This window comes from Tardiphaga sp. 37S4 (genome assembly GCF_021044645.1).
Taxonomy (GTDB): Bacteria; Pseudomonadota; Alphaproteobacteria; order Rhizobiales; family Xanthobacteraceae; genus Tardiphaga; species Tardiphaga robiniae.
This window is the reverse complement of record NZ_CP088008.1, coordinates 5853493-5867461: the sequence shown is the minus strand read 5'-3', so window position 1 is coordinate 5867461 and position 13969 is coordinate 5853493. Positions and strand designations below refer to the sequence as shown.

At 60.9% G+C, this 13969-nt stretch carries 13 protein-coding genes; 1 reads left to right on the top strand and 12 read right to left on the bottom strand.

Annotated elements, in window-relative coordinates; all coding sequences use genetic code 11:
* The 6 genes from LPB73_RS27875 to LPB73_RS27850 all read right to left on the bottom strand — a co-directional run bounded on the left by LPB73_RS27875 (position 1) and on the right by LPB73_RS27850 (position 7839).
* Positions 1-1572 carry a formate dehydrogenase beta subunit gene (locus tag LPB73_RS27875; RefSeq protein WP_231078882.1) on the bottom strand — a complete coding sequence of 524 codons (1572 nt, stop codon included), beginning with the start codon at positions 1570-1572 and terminating at the stop codon, positions 1-3.
* On the bottom strand, positions 1569-2060 hold the full coding sequence (locus tag LPB73_RS27870) for a formate dehydrogenase subunit gamma (RefSeq protein WP_184512234.1): 492 nt from the start codon (positions 2058-2060) through the stop codon (positions 1569-1571). Before LPB73_RS27870 ends, LPB73_RS27875 begins: the two co-directional genes overlap by 4 nt.
* 178 nt (positions 2061-2238) lie before the next feature.
* Positions 2239-3138: a LysR family transcriptional regulator gene (locus LPB73_RS27865; protein WP_068729536.1), complete on the bottom strand. Its 900-nt coding sequence runs from the start codon at positions 3136-3138 to the stop codon at positions 2239-2241.
* A gap of 276 nt (positions 3139-3414) precedes the next feature.
* Positions 3415-3621, bottom strand: a complete 207-nt coding sequence (locus LPB73_RS27860) for a hypothetical protein (protein WP_068729538.1) — start codon at positions 3619-3621, stop codon at positions 3415-3417.
* Positions 3622-4091: 470 nt separating this feature from the next.
* A complete protein-coding gene (locus LPB73_RS27855; RefSeq protein WP_231078881.1) occupies positions 4092-6089 on the bottom strand; it encodes a tetratricopeptide repeat protein in 1998 nt (665 codons plus the stop codon).
* A 196-nt stretch (positions 6090-6285) separates the two neighbouring features.
* Entirely contained in the window at positions 6286-7839 is a 1554-nt protein-coding gene (locus tag LPB73_RS27850; protein WP_231078880.1) for a porin, read from the bottom strand.
* A gap of 419 nt (positions 7840-8258) precedes the next feature.
* On the opposite strand from LPB73_RS27850, the gene LPB73_RS27845 reads away from it, so the two are divergent.
* Positions 8259-8732, top strand: coding sequence for a MarR family winged helix-turn-helix transcriptional regulator (locus LPB73_RS27845; RefSeq protein WP_231078879.1), 474 nt, complete (start codon positions 8259-8261; stop codon positions 8730-8732).
* 45 nt (positions 8733-8777) lie between these two features.
* Here LPB73_RS27845 and LPB73_RS27840 read toward each other — a convergent pair whose 3' ends face one another.
* From LPB73_RS27840 to LPB73_RS27815, 6 genes are all read right to left on the bottom strand, one after another.
* Positions 8778-9920: an alpha/beta hydrolase family protein gene (locus LPB73_RS27840; protein WP_231078878.1), complete on the bottom strand. Its 1143-nt coding sequence runs from the start codon at positions 9918-9920 to the stop codon at positions 8778-8780.
* A 228-nt stretch (positions 9921-10148) separates the two neighbouring features.
* Positions 10149-10511 carry a Rieske (2Fe-2S) protein gene (locus LPB73_RS27835; RefSeq protein ID WP_231078877.1) on the bottom strand — a complete coding sequence of 121 codons (363 nt, stop codon included), beginning with the start codon at positions 10509-10511 and terminating at the stop codon, positions 10149-10151.
* Positions 10483-11187: an ABC transporter ATP-binding protein gene (locus LPB73_RS27830; RefSeq protein WP_231078876.1), complete on the bottom strand. Its 705-nt coding sequence runs from the start codon at positions 11185-11187 to the stop codon at positions 10483-10485. Before LPB73_RS27830 ends, LPB73_RS27835 begins: the two co-directional genes overlap by 29 nt.
* Positions 11180-11992, bottom strand: coding sequence for an ABC transporter ATP-binding protein (locus LPB73_RS27825; protein WP_093757539.1), 813 nt, complete (start codon positions 11990-11992; stop codon positions 11180-11182). Before LPB73_RS27825 ends, LPB73_RS27830 begins: the two co-directional genes overlap by 8 nt.
* Positions 11992-13038 carry a branched-chain amino acid ABC transporter permease gene (locus tag LPB73_RS27820; RefSeq protein ID WP_231078875.1) on the bottom strand — a complete coding sequence of 349 codons (1047 nt, stop codon included), beginning with the start codon at positions 13036-13038 and terminating at the stop codon, positions 11992-11994. The genes LPB73_RS27825 and LPB73_RS27820 overlap by 1 nt, the downstream gene beginning before the upstream one ends.
* Complete coding sequence (locus LPB73_RS27815; RefSeq protein WP_231078874.1) at positions 13035-13907, bottom strand: branched-chain amino acid ABC transporter permease; 873 nt, start codon at positions 13905-13907, stop codon at positions 13035-13037. The genes LPB73_RS27820 and LPB73_RS27815 overlap by 4 nt, the downstream gene beginning before the upstream one ends.
* Positions 13908-13969 lie beyond the last annotated feature (62 nt).

Sequence of the window (13969 nt, the reverse complement as noted above, 5' to 3'; positions counted from 1 at the left end):
TTACTCTGCGGCCTGAAGGCGCGATGGCGCCGGGCCGAAATCTCCGGGGAAATGTTTCAGCGCACTCATCACCGGATACGGCGTGAAGCCGCCCAGCGCACAGAGCGAACCGAACTTCATGGTGTTGCTGAGGTCCTGCAGCACGGCGATGTTCTCGGCGACGCGTTCACCACGGCGGATCTTGTCGATGGTCTCGACGCCGCGGGTGGAGCCGATGCGGCACGGCGTGCACTTGCCGCAGGATTCGATGGCGCAAAATTCCATCGCGAAACGCGCCTGCTTCGACATGTCGACGGTGTCGTCGAACACCACGATGCCGCCATGGCCGATCAGGCCGTCGCGCTTGGCGAAGGCCTCGTAGTCGAACGGCGTGTCGAACAATTCGCGCGGGAAGTAGGCACCGAGCGGACCGCCGACCTGCACCGCGCGGACCGGCTTGCCGGTGAAGGTGCCGCCGCCGATATCATCAATCAGCTCACCCAGCGTGATGCCGAAAGCGACTTCGAAGAGGCCGCCGAACTTGATGTTACCCGCGAGCTGGATCGGCATCGTGCCACGCGAGCGGCCCATGCCGTAATCCGCATAGGCCTTGGCGCCGTTGTCGAGGATGAACGGTATCGCCGCAAACGAGAGGACGTTGTTGATGACCGTCGGCTTGCCGAACAGGCCTTTATGCGCCGGCAGCGGCGGCTTGGCGCGGACGATGCCGCGACGGCCTTCGAGACTCTCCAGCAGTGAGGTCTCCTCGCCGCAGACATAGGCGCCGGCGCCGACGCGGACTTCGAGATCGAATGCGTGCGCCGAGCCGCGAATCTTGTCGCCGAGATAACCGGCGCGCTTGGCGGCAGCGATACCCTCATTCATCGCCTCGACGGCATGCGGATATTCCGAACGGATATAGATGTAGCCCTTGGTGGCGCCCACCGCGATGCCGGCAATGGTCATGCCTTCGATCACCACGAAGGGATCGCCTTCCATGATCATGCGGTCGGCGAAGGTGCCGCTGTCGCCCTCGTCCGCATTGCAGACGATGAATTTACGATCGGCTTTGGTATCGGCAACGGTCTTCCACTTGATACCGGTCGGGAAGCCAGCGCCACCGCGGCCACGCAGGCCGGATGTGGTGACGTCGGCAATGATGCCGGCGCTATCCAGCGTCAGCGCGCGAGTGAGGCCCCTGTAGCCATCATGCGCGATGTAATCCTCGACCGACCGGGGATCGACGACGCCGCAGCGCACAAAGGTCAGACGCGTCTGCTTCTTGAGCCACGGAATCTCCTCCGCGACACCAAGACGCAGCGCGTGAGAGCCGTTTGCGACCATCGCATCGAGCACCGACGCAACGTCTTTCTCTTCGACCGGCCCGAAGGCGACGCGACCTTCCGGCGTCGCGACTTCGATCATCGGCTCCAGCCACAGCAATCCGCGCGAACCGGGGCGAATGATCTCGATTGCAAGCTTGCGCTTTTGAGCCTCCGCTTCGAAGGCACTGACGAGTTCATCGGCACCGACGGAAACGGCGGCCGCATCGCGCGGAATGTAGATCTTCAGAGTTTTATCAGACGATGTCATCGCTGTGCCTCCGCGACCAGCGCATCGATGCGCTTCTCATCGAGGCGGCCAACCAGACGGCCATCGAGCATCGCCGATGGCGCCGTGGCGCAGAGCCCGAGGCAATAGATCGGCTCCAACGTAACACGCTGATCCGCCGTCGTGTTTCCGAATTTTACTCCCAATTTCGCTTCCGCGCGCGCAGCCAGCGCGTCGCCGCCGGCCGCCTGGCAAGCCTCGGCCCGGCAGATCTTCAGCACATGTTTGCCAGCCGGTTCATGCCGGAAGTCGTGATAGAAGGTGAACACGCCATGGACCTCAGCGCGCGACAGGTTACGCGCCAGCGCGATCATCGGGATTGCCGGCTCTGGCACATAACCGAAGGCTTCCTGCATCGCATGCAGAATCACGATCACGCCGCCTTCCACATGGGACAGGCTCTCGATGATCTCGGTGCCTCGGTCAGCACTCCAAGGCTCATAAGCATTCGGCTCGTAGGCTGCGTTCATCCCGGTACTCGATTGATCTTATGACTGGAAAACCAATCAAAATTGGAATCGATCCAAAGATCAATAAAGCTGTCTCATGCTGCGATACGGAAACGGTATCGACACCCGGCGAAATCGATGAATTTGAAATGGTTAGCTTGGTTGCAGCGCAGCAATTACAGCGCCCGAAACGAAGGTCTTACGCCTCCAGCGACGGTGCAACCTCCCGGGCGATCTGGACCAGAGTCGCCACCAGCGGGGTCATGGGATCGCGCTGGGGCACCACAAGGCCGACGCCATAATTCACCACAGGATCGACGATCGGGATCATACGGACCGAGTCATTGGCGGTCAGACCCAGCGTCTCCGCCAGCTTGGCCGGCATCACGCTGGCCCAACGGCCGGTCTTCACATGGGTATAGAGCACGATGATCGAATTCGACGTCAGCATCGGCATCGCCTCGGCGCCGACCGACTTCAGGGCACGATCGATGATGCGTCGATTCTGCATATCGGGGGTCAGCAGGCACAGCGGCACTTGGCCGACTTCGGACCAGGTGACACTCTTGCGATCGCCGAACATGCTGTCCGGCGAGGTCAGCAGCCGGTAGCTTTCTTTATAAAGCGGGATCGAACGCACTTTGCCGAGCGGTTCGTTCTCGATGTAGGTCAGGCCCGCATCGACTTCGAGATTTTCAAGCAGACCGAGCACGGCCGTGGAGGTGCAGGACACGATGCGAAACCGCACATCGGGATGCCGCGCACGAAACGGCGTCGTCAGTGAGGCGACCATGCCGAGCACCGTAGGAATTGCGGCGATGCGGATCTCGCCGGACAGACTGTCCTTGAGGCCGTTGATTTCCTGCTTCATCGCGCGAGCATCGCCGACGATGCGGCGTGCCCAATCGAGTGCGCGTTCGCCTTCCGGCGTAAACCCCTGGAAGCGCGAGCCGCGCTGCACCAGCATCACGCCGAGCATGTCCTCGAGCTGCTTGAGGCTCGTGGACATGGTGGGCTGCGTCACGCCGCAAGCTTCCGCGGCGCGGCCGAAATGCCGTTCCTTCGCCAGCGACAACAGCAGTTCAAGTTTTTCGATCAAGGGACGCCCCGCTCCGACCACATCATTTTGCCGAGGTGCGGCGCGACGATCGCGTGTGTGGCCTTCGGTACCCGCCCTCGGGGCAAAGCATATGGTGCGAAGCCGCCTTGCCGCAACCATCGCAGCAGGACGAGTAGAGATCAGCCCCGGCCAAGCTTCCCGCTTCAAGATAGAATCTGGTTGGGGTCTTTGGGGCGGTCTGCTTCGTCGCGGGGTCCAAGGCCCCGGCGACGACAGCAAACGGCAAGTACGATCAGCAAGAAGGCTGATCCGAGATCAACCCAGGCGGCTGATCTGCTCTTCGGTCACGACACGCTCGATGTTCTCGGACTTGCTCTTGATCCGGTAACGCGGGCGACCATCGGCTTCGATCGGAAGGCGAGAGGTGATGGTGTAGATGCTGCGTTCCTTGATGGTGGAACGGCCCTGCGGCCCCTGCAGCTGGTGGTGAACGTCCTCATTAATTGCGTAGTTATGCGCCATTATTCATACTCTCCACGATGAGCGGCTTTTAGCCACAACTTGCTCAAAAAGCAAGAAATCTCTAGCAATTTCGGTCAGATAGCTCGTCAGTCCTGATATGCAACGACGGGCAACAGGTCATAATTTGGATGCCTCTGCGACAGATTCCATCTCATGCTGCCGATCTGGTCAGCAGCAATTCTGCCGTTTTCAGAGGGGGTTGGACTGATTCAAGGACGTGCCGGCATGACACAGTTCCCGCGCCCTTCCGCGTTAGCAATAATCCTGGAATACCAGCGGGCCACTCGAAACTGGCCCCAAAAAAGCCGAAAAACCACCGGCAGGGCATTGCCGGTGGTTTCGGAGATTTACAGCAGAGTGCGCGAGTCTCCTCGAAGACTTAGGGCCGTCAAAAATTTGCCGGCTGCGCACGAAAATATTACATGAGCCAGAATGTTGAGCGCAATACCTGATTTGCTCAATCAAATATATTATTGGCCGCTATCGTTAGCGGGAAACATGATGTGGGCTGGCGCCAGCCCTGCCCGGGCCCGTTCGGCCATTTTGCGAAATGCGGTTTCGATATCACGCGCCAGACACCGGGTGTCGAAGGCCGGCATGTTCAGACGATTGGCCGATAATTTCTCCCGGATCGACGACAACCGCTCGGGATTTTCCGCCAGCTCGATCGCCATACGCTCATAGTCATCTCGCTTCGCCGCAATCAACTCCGGCACACCCAGATTCTGCAGAAGACTCGCGGCAACGCGCCCTGCAAAGGTTTCTCCACGACACGTCAGCAACGGCAATCCAGCCCATAATGCGTCGCTCGCTGTCGTATGCGCATTGTACGGCAACGTATCGAGAAATAGATCCGCACAACGATGCCGCGCCAGGTGCTCGGCCGGCAGCATGCGCGCGGCAAACACCAGACGCGCGGGGGCGATGCCCCGCAATTCCGCTTCGCGGCGCAGATTCGCCACAGCCGCAGCGCTGTCCTCCAGCAGCCAGAGAACGCTACCGTCAACGGCTGACAGAATCCGCGTCCAGCTATCGAAGACATCGGGCGTGATCTTGTAGGCATTGTTGAAGCAACAGAACACGAAGCCCTGCGCAGGCAAGCCGACCTCCGCGCGCGCGAATGCACGCGTCGATATCTCCCGGCGATCGTCATTGGCCTGATAGCAATTCGGCAGCCAGGCCACCTTCTCGCTATAGAATTGCCGGTGCTCGGGCGGCAGGACGTGCTGATCGGCGAGGATGTAATCCATGAAACCCGCGCCGAGCGTGCCGGGAAAGCCGAGATAATTGACCTGCACCGGCGCGGCCCTGCGCGCGAATACGCCGGTGCGCTGCTCGCCGAAATAGCCGTTGAGATTGACGAGGATGTCGATGCGCTGCGCACGAATGGCGTCCACCGCCTGCGGATCGTTCAGTGTGGAGATATCGACGATCCCATCCACGGCGCCAGCGATGCGTCGCCTGATGTCGCTGCCGTCGTCATGCCCGTTGTCGATGGCGAAAATCTCGAATGCGCTTTTGTCGTGCTGCTCCAGCACACCGACCAGCAGCAGCGAGGTCGCCTGCTGTCGAAATTCACCCGAGAGATAGCCGACACGAATTTTTGCATTCGGCCCGCTCGGGGACGCGCGCAGCAGTGGAGCTTGCATGGGAAAGCGCGAGGCGTTGGTCAGTTCGGCGCAGCGCTGCAGGCTGCGTTCCGAAGTGGCCACGCCTTGCCAGCCAAACGGCTCGGCGGCCAGTTTGCCGACTATGAGATCAACCTCGATCTCGGCAATCAGCGCATTCGCGTCATGCCAGTCGCAGATCAGCATCTTCTGATGCAGCAGATTGCCCTTCAGCAGCGGCATGTCCGGATTGAACTGGCGTGCGCGGCCATAGGCCTCCACCGCTTCTGCCGGCATCCGCATCTGGCCAAAGATGTAGCCGCGACCAAACCAAGCTTCCGCCAGATCGGGCTGCAAGGCGAGCGCCGACCCGCAGGCTGCGAGCGCCTCGTCATAGCGCTTCAACTCCGCCAGCGACTTGCTCTTGTTGAAGAAGGCTGCGGCATAGCGCGGGCGGAGCACCAGCGCGCGATCGAAATCAGCCAGCGCGGCGGGGTAGTCGCGCAGATCGTTCAGAACCGTGCCACGGTTATTCAGCGTTTCGGCATTGCCAGGATTGAGCGCCAGCGATTCGGTAAAACGCTGCAGCGCCTCATCCGGCCGGTTCAGCGCCTTCAGCACCAGGCCGTAATTGTAGAACGTAGCATCCGATGTCGCATCGATGCGCAGGGCCGCTTTCAGATGCGGCTCGGCTTCCGCATGGCGCTTCAGCGCGACCAGCACGATGGCGAGAATATTCAGCGCCGGGAAATGCTTCGGATCCTTGCGCAAGAACTTGCTGAACCCGCGCTCGGCCTCCTGGAGGCGGCCCTGCTGGAAGGCGGCGAATGCGCTTTGAAACAGTTCAGCTGGAGACGCCATGGTTCTTCGGACTTCTGGCTTTGCGGCTTGCGCGGCCGGAGGCCACGCCGCCCGGTATAGACGCCCGCCTCCGCGGCGTCGAGAACGCCTAGTCGAGCGGACGAAGTCGGACGCGGCTCCATACAAGCAAAAACCCCCGGCAGTTTCCTGCCGGGGGTCTTTGTTTCAAAGACTGGTCGTCGTGAGACGATCAGAATTAGAAGGAGCGCAGGATCTGCACCGAACCGTTGTAGAGGTTCTGGTCGGCGGTCGTGAAGACCGTACCAGTCGGCTTGCCCGACATGCCACCAGCGGCGGTGGTGTAGGTGCCGTTCAGGTTCTGATCGAGACGGCTGTAGGTAAACTGAGCCGACAGGGTCAGGTTCTGAACCGGGGTCCAGGCCGTACGGGTACCGATCTGGGCGAGACCCAGGTCGAAGTTGCCGGTGCCGGCGAAGACGCCAGCGCGAGCAGCTGCGGCTGCCGAGCTATTCGCACCCGGACCACCCGTCGCGCCGGGGGCTGCCGAGAATGCAGCAAGCATAGCGGCGTTACCCGAACCATACGAGATGTGGCTGTAGTTGCCGAACAGCGAGGTACGCCAAGCCGGGGTCCAGTAGTGCTCGTAGAAAGCACTGACCTGCCATGCGTCACTCTGAACGATCTGGCCACCGTTGTTGTAAACGCCGTCCAGCACGTAGCCGAAGCCGAGGGTCGAACCATCAACCTTCGCGTAACGACCACCACCGACGGTGTCGGTCGTACCGCCGAAGACGTACTTGGCAGCGCCCTTGGCGTAAGTTGCTTCGAGCTTCAAGCTGTCGCCTGCGCCGGTGGGCAGGTTCTTGAATTCGACCGCGCCGGTGACAGCGAAGCCGTACTTGTCGTCAGCGTGACCGAGCGACTCGTTGCCTGCACCGCCCGCAGCCGTGGCGTAGAAGCCAGGAGTTGCAGCATGCATCGCAGCGGCGAAGTGCAGGGTGCCCCAAGCCTGATCGAGGCGGATGTTGCCGACGATTTCAGGAATGTGGTTGCCGCCGTAGGCGTTGCCCAGGAAGGTGTTCGAGTTCGAACCGTAGAACGTACCGGTGAAGGTCGTAGCGCCCGGGCCGACGATGAAGGTGTCGGTGTTCCAGAGGCCGGCGTTGCGGTAGGCCGAACCGTTCTCAACCGAGATCGTGCCCGACACGCCGTTACCGAACGAAGCGGTGTAGGCGAGCTGCGGGATACCGGTTGCGTTGTTCGAACCAGCGTTGAAGCCCGACGAGATGTATGGCTTGGCAAGCGCCCACTGGGGATCGAACTGCGAAACGGCCTTACCGAAGGTGAAGCCGGCGAACTGGATGAACGCGTAGTCGACTTCGGTGTAACCACCAGCGATCGATTCACGATCCTGGAGGAAGTCGAACTGGATGTTCGCGTAGGTACGAACCACGCCGTATTCGGTCGCGGTGCGGGTGTCCGTCGTCAAGTTGACGCGTTCACGGGTCGAGAAATAGTTCTTGGTCCAGAGATTGTTGCCACCGGCACCACCCTGCCAGAACGGAACGTCGTAGGTGCTGCCGTTGAACGCAACGTCCAAACGGATCGCGCCGCCGATCTTGATGCAGGTATCGGTGCCCGGGATGTAGTAGAAGCCTGCGCCATAGAGCGAGCAGATCTTCACGTATTCCACTGCCTTGGCCTTCACCGGAAGATCGGCTGCCTGAGCTCCGCCGATGGCGATCAGACCCGCCGCCGAGCCGAGGATAAGGCTCTTAATCATCGTCATGTTAAACCTCCAAGTTGTCCAAAAGGGAAGGTTCCGGATCTGCCAGGCGCGTGCGCCCGAAGATTTAGTCCCCCAAGTCCCCAAACTAACCGCTAGAGCACTTCGCGCTTTCGGAAACACCCGCATAACGCGAGGCACTCAAGCGAACTACTTCAACGGGACGATCGAGGGTTTCCCCATCGCCGGAACTGAGAATGCCTGCGCAATTCTTAGAAGCAAAATACTTTATGAACTCAGGTAACTTTATCGCGATGCAGTGTGGTTTCCCGGCAACACACGAAATCGTGGTTTGCACGTCACAATTCACTGATACAATTATAGAATTCTGAGAAGTGTGGGACGATGGAATGGCCGGCGGGGCAGTGGTGACTATGCGTGGGGGATCTGCGGGCTGGAACGAAAATGAGCTTTCGATTTGGGTGACCGGCCAGAATCAGGAGATCATCCGACAGTTCATCTGGGACATCGCCTCGATCAACGTCCATCTTGAGGGAATCCGACAATTCTGGGCCAAGGAGCTCGGCATCAGCGGACCGCAATGGATGATCCTGATGGCCGTCAGCGACCTCGATCGCGGCAACGGCGTGCCGGTCAAGGATGTGTCCGCCATGCTCCACGTCGACCCCTCCTTCGTCACCACCCAATCCAAGATGCTCGAGAAGAATGGCTTCATGCGGCGCGTCGCGTCCCGCGAGGATGCCCGCGTCGTACTGATGTCGCTGTCCGAAAAGGCCAGCAAGAAGATCTCCGCGCTATCAACTCGCAGGGAGTCGCTCGGGGATTTCATTCTCAGCGATTTCGACGAGCAGGCCTTGAAGGAGATCGGACAGCACATGTCCCGGCTCAAGAATCGCCTCGAAAAAGCGACACTGATGCTGGAAGTTGAGAGCTGACCATCGCCGGATGAGCGGCGGGTCAATCGACCGAGCCGCGCCTGCCTACTTCGTCATTGAGTTCAAACGATCGACAATCCAGTCGAAAATGAACTCGTTGCCCACGGTCGGAATATCGATCTGGGCGGGCGGGGCCACCGTTTCCGACGCGCGAAAGATCTTCAGTTCGATGTCGAGACCGTTTTGTTTCATGACGCGGCAACATTCCGTGACGTGATCGACATCGAGCCAGTCGCGCTCGCCCATCGCAACTAGGACCGGGCATTTGATATTGGCGGCGACACTGCTGCTGTTGAAGCCCTCGATTTCACTCGGACAGCCCAGACCAGCCCGGCCTGAAATGCGGCTGGCAATAAACGCGCGCTCGTGAAGCTCCCAGATTCCGGCATCGCAAACAGCTGCTGCAAAGCGGTCGTCGAGATTGGCGCCGCGCGTCGCAAAGGCAGCTCCCAAGCCGTCTCCGAAGATCGCAATTCGCTCCTGATCGATATCGCTGCGGTCGGCCAGGAAATCGACCCAGCCGCTGATCGCCGTTTCGACCTCATACCGACAAGGCGACCCGATCATCTCCTGGCTATAGGATTGACCGGGCAGATCGACGAGCAACAGCGAGAGACCGCGTTCCAGCGCGTAGCTGGGCACCCTGTGCAGATGCTCTTCCTTGTAGTGGCCCTGCCCGACGACGCAGAGAACGACCGGCAGCGGCCGCGTCGCGCGCGGCGCAGGAACGAAGTATCCCTGCAACACACCGTCCCGCCACGGGATCTCGACGACCTCGCCGGCAGGCGTTGCATGCTGCACGTAAAGTCGGGCGCAATCCTGCATCAGAGCAATGGCGGCGCCTTGCCGCGGATCGCTGCAAGCGAGCATGACCTGAGCGGTGCGATAGTAGTTGGCCGCGCGCAGCCAGTTGCTCAGGGCCGTCGGGATACGGCCGCTGGCCAGCGCCTCCGCGGCGCGCTCACGGTTGATATCAGCCGCGCTGTGCCATTCGCGATACCAGCTCTCGTCATCGCGCGGATTGATGCGCTCCGCCGCCAGGAAACATTCCGAAACGGTACTTCCGCCTTCCTGCGCCGCGCGCAGCACGCGCAGGAACTGCAGCGAAAAGTCTTCATGGCCAGGCCATTGCTGCCAGCCGCGCCCCTGCGACGATGGGATGGCCCTGCCGAAATCGATAATGGTCACATCCCTGGCCCTTGACGGAGATCGCTTGAAAGATCGACGAGAAGCATGGGTCTTGCGCCCATTTGTGTACTGCCAGACACACTCGGGAGTCCGACTTTTCAGCAGTATTATCCGCGCTTTACGAGGGGGCAAGCATGATTATTATACCGCAACTGCACTAATTGAATGCTGCAGCGCCAACGAATTCTGCATCCGGGCCCGATGCCGCGTAACTCGCGCGAAGGCTTGTTACTTCGGGACGATGGCCTGTGCATCGACCCAGATTTGCGCATCGCTTTCGCGCACCGGATAGCGTCGCAAACCCCTGCTCGGCCAACCCGGCGACATGCTGCCGTCTGCCAGATCGAACCAGGCCAGATGACGCGGACAGTGCAGCCGGCGATCGGCGACGCGGCCAAGGCTGAGATCGGCCTGCTCATGCGGACAGGCGCGCTCGCAGGCGTAGATCGTCTCGCCATCCTGCACGATGAGAACACCGAGGCCAGCCACGTTGACGCAGACGATTGTCTGCTCGGTCAGGCGCTCGCGCGAACAGACCGCGACCCATCGGGCGGGATTGTCGTCATCCGCCAAGATAGGCCCGTCGGACATGCTCGTTCTCGATCAGCTCCGCTCCCGCGCCGGACAGCACGACACGGCCGGACTCCAGCAGATAGGCATGATCGCACATCTCGAGCGCGGCGAAGGCATTCTGCTCAACTAGCAAAACAGTCGTGCCGGCATCGCGGATCGCGCGGATGATCGCAAAGGTGCGCTCGACGATGTTGGGCGCGAGACCGAGCGAGGGTTCATCGAACATCACAAGGCGCGGGCGCGACATCAATGCACGGCCGATGGCCAGCATCTGCTGCTCGCCGCCGGACAGCGTGCCAGCCGCCTGCTTGCGGCGTTCGGCGAGGCGCGGGAACTCGCCATAAATGCGATCGCGGTCCACTCCGACTTCGCTCGTGTCCGAGCGCAGATAGGCGCCCATGTCGAGATTTTCGGCCACCGTCATATGCGGAAAAACGCGACGTCCTTCCGGACAATGTGCGATGCCCTTTGTGAGCACCCGCTGCGCGCCAATGCCGGTGATGTCTTCGCCGTCGAAATGCAGACTGCCGGAGCGCGATGGCACGAGGCCCGAGATCGCCCGCAGCGTCGTGCTTTTGCCGGCGCCATTGGCGCCAATCAGCGCCACGAGCTGACCGGCCTTGACCGAAAGCGAAATGCCCTTGAGGGCTGAGATCTGGCCATAGGCGCAGACCATGTCACGGATCTCAAGCATGGACTGCGACCTCCTTGACCACATCCTTCGCGCTCTGACCGAGATAGGCTTCGATCACTGCGGGATTCTTGCGGATTTCGTCGGGCGGTCCTTCGGCGATGATGCGGCCGTAATTCAGCACCACGATCCGATCCGATACGCTCATCACCATCGGCATGTCGTGCTCGACCAAGAGAATCGTGACGCCACGATCCCGGATATTGCGGATCAGCTGCACGAAAGTATGCGTCTCCGACGCGTTCATGCCGGACACAGGCTCGTCCAGCAGCAGCATCTTCGGCTGCGCGGCGAGCGCCAGCGCGACACCGACGAGACGCTGCTCGCCGTAGGACAGCGAGCCCGCAAGATCGTTGGCGCGCGCTTCCAGCCCGATCCAGCGCACCAGTTCGGCTGCACGGGCGCGCTGCGCTTTCTCCGATGCGCGGGCGCGCGGCAGGCCGAGAATGGCTTCGGCAAGGCCAAGCTTGCCTTTAAGCTCCCCTTGGCGATGCAGGCCGATCAGGACGTTGTCGTAGACGGTGTCGTTCGGAAACACGCTGGTGCGCTGAAAGGTGCGGATCAGACCGAGATCCGCGATTTCATGCGGTTTCTTGCCCTTGAGGTCCGCGCCGCAATAGTTCACCGCGCCCTTCGTGGGCGTGAGAAAGCCGGTCATGACGTTGAAGGCCGTGGTCTTGCCGGCACCGTTCGGCCCGATCAGGCTGACGATCTCACCTTTGTTGACATGGAAGTTCATGTCCGAGATTGCGACGAGGCCACCGAAATGGACCGCGACGTGTTCGATGCTGAGTACTGTCTCGGCCATCAGGCGTGCTCCTCGGCGGTACGTTCGGAGACGGCGATGGACGCCCGCCTGGTTCCGCCGGCCCGCGCTAAACCGAGTTTCGCGGCAAGCGACGGCACGATGCCGCGCGGCATGACGAACAGGATGACGATCAGCACCACGCCATAGGTGATCCACTGTGCCTCCGGCGGCATGATCGGCCGCAGGAACACCGGCAGCAGGCCAAAGATGACGCCGCCTACCACAGGCCCGGCCAGCGACCCCTTACCGCCCGACACCACCATGATCACCATGGTCACCGTCGAGATGAAAGCGAAGACGTCGGGATCGATGATGCGGATGTAATGCGCGTAAAGGCTTCCCGCCGCGCCGGCGATACCGGCAGAGATCACGGCGGCCAAGGTCAGCGTCTTGGTGACATCGATGCCAACGGCAACCGCGAGCGTCTCGTTCTCCATCAGCCCGCGCATGGCGCGGCCGTAATGCGAATGAACGAGGCGCGAGATCAGGAAATACGAAATCGCGGCGACAGCGAGCACTAGATAGTAATTGTGAAACTTGGTCTTCAGCACGAGATAGCCAAGCCCTGGCAGCCCGATGGTGATGGAGGGAATATTGGTCAACGCCAGCGGACCTTGCGTCAGCTCGACCCAGTTCAGCGCCACCAGCCGCACAACTTCGGCGAACGAAATCGTTACGATGACGAAGTAAGCGCCGCGCACGCTGAAGGACAGGCGTCCGACCAGATAGCCGCAGAAGCCCGAGATGATGATCGCCAGAAAGAAACCTGCAATCGGCGGCCACGGCACGTGGACGATGTGGAAATCACCGTAGATCGGCACATCGAAGCCCAGCGAGGTCAACGCGCTGACATAGGCGCCGATGCCGAAGAAGGCGATATGGCCAAGACTGAGCTGGCCGGTGAAGCCGAGCAGCAAATTGAGGCTCATGGCGCCGATGATGAAGATGCCGGTGGTGATCAGCGCATTGAGCAGATACGGGTCCGTCAGCCACATCGGTACGGAGGAGAAGAAAGCGAGACAGAGGAGCGTGGCGATCTGCTTCATCCGACGCGCTCCGCCCGTGCAAACAATCCTGTCGGCTTGAAGATCAGCACCATGATGATGATCAGGAAGCCCATGGCATCGCGATAGCCCGACGACACGTAGCCGGCGCCAAGCTCTTCCGCCAAAGCGAGAATGAAACCGCCGATGACCGCGCCGGTAATGTTGCCGAGACCGCCGAGAATGACGATGGCAAAGGCTTTCACCGCGGCGAGATCGCCCATCTGCGGGAACACGACATAGACCGGACCGAGCAAGGCACCGGCGGCGGCGGCAAGGCTGGAGCCGATGGCAAAGGTCGAGGTGTAGATCAGGCTGACATTGACACCCATCAGCGCGGCGGTGTCGGAATCCTGGAAGGTCGCGCGCATCGCCTTGCCGAGTTTCGTGAGATTGATCAGCGAGTAGGCCAGCACTATCAGCAGCGCGGCCGCGAACAGCACGAACAGGCGAAGCCAGGACACGGACACGGACCCGATCACCAGCGGCGCATCGGGAAACGGATTGTCGATGGACTTGGCGACGCCACCCCAGATCCACAGCGCGCCAGACTGCATCGCGATCCAGGCACCGATCATCACCAGCATGGTAGTATCGATATCGGCGCCGCGCAGCGGCCGCAGCAGCGTGATCTCGATGACGGCACCCAGCAACCAACCAGCGACGATCGCCACCGGCAGCGCCACGAAGAAATTCAGCCCGAGCTGATGCACGACAATGAACATCATATAGGCGCCGAATGTGTAGAGGATGCCGTGGGTGAAGTTCACCACGTTCATGATGCCGAAGATCAGCGTCAACCCGATGCCGAGCAGCGCATAGGTGCCGCCGAGCACGAGCATATTGACGAGGTGTTGCAGGAGCTGGTCCACGATCTATCCTTCTTGGTCATTCCGGGATTCGTGCGGGCGGCGCTTGCCGACCGTGACGAAGA

Excerpts from the sequence above, each read along its gene's own strand:
- LPB73_RS27850 (WP_231078880.1), bottom strand. The coding sequence starts at position 7,839 with ATGACGATGATTAAGAGCCTTATCCTCGGCTCGGCGGCGGGTCTGATC.
- LPB73_RS27830 (WP_231078876.1), bottom strand. The coding sequence starts at position 11,187 with ATGCTTGAGATCCGTGACATGGTCTGCGCCTATGGCCAGATCTCAGCC.
- LPB73_RS27860 (WP_068729538.1), bottom strand. The coding sequence starts at position 3,621 with ATGGCGCATAACTACGCAATTAATGAGGACGTTCACCACCAGCTGCAG.
- LPB73_RS27875 (WP_231078882.1), bottom strand. The coding sequence starts at position 1,572 with ATGACATCGTCTGATAAAACTCTGAAGATCTACATTCCGCGCGATGCG.
- LPB73_RS27855 (WP_231078881.1), bottom strand. The coding sequence starts at position 6,089 with ATGGCGTCTCCAGCTGAACTGTTTCAAAGCGCATTCGCCGCCTTCCAG.
- LPB73_RS27835 (WP_231078877.1), bottom strand. The coding sequence starts at position 10,511 with ATGTCCGACGGGCCTATCTTGGCGGATGACGACAATCCCGCCCGATGG.
- LPB73_RS27870 (WP_184512234.1), bottom strand. The coding sequence starts at position 2,060 with ATGAACGCAGCCTACGAGCCGAATGCTTATGAGCCTTGGAGTGCTGAC.
- LPB73_RS27820 (WP_231078875.1), bottom strand. The coding sequence starts at position 13,038 with ATGAAGCAGATCGCCACGCTCCTCTGTCTCGCTTTCTTCTCCTCCGTA.
- LPB73_RS27825 (WP_093757539.1), bottom strand. The coding sequence starts at position 11,992 with ATGGCCGAGACAGTACTCAGCATCGAACACGTCGCGGTCCATTTCGGT.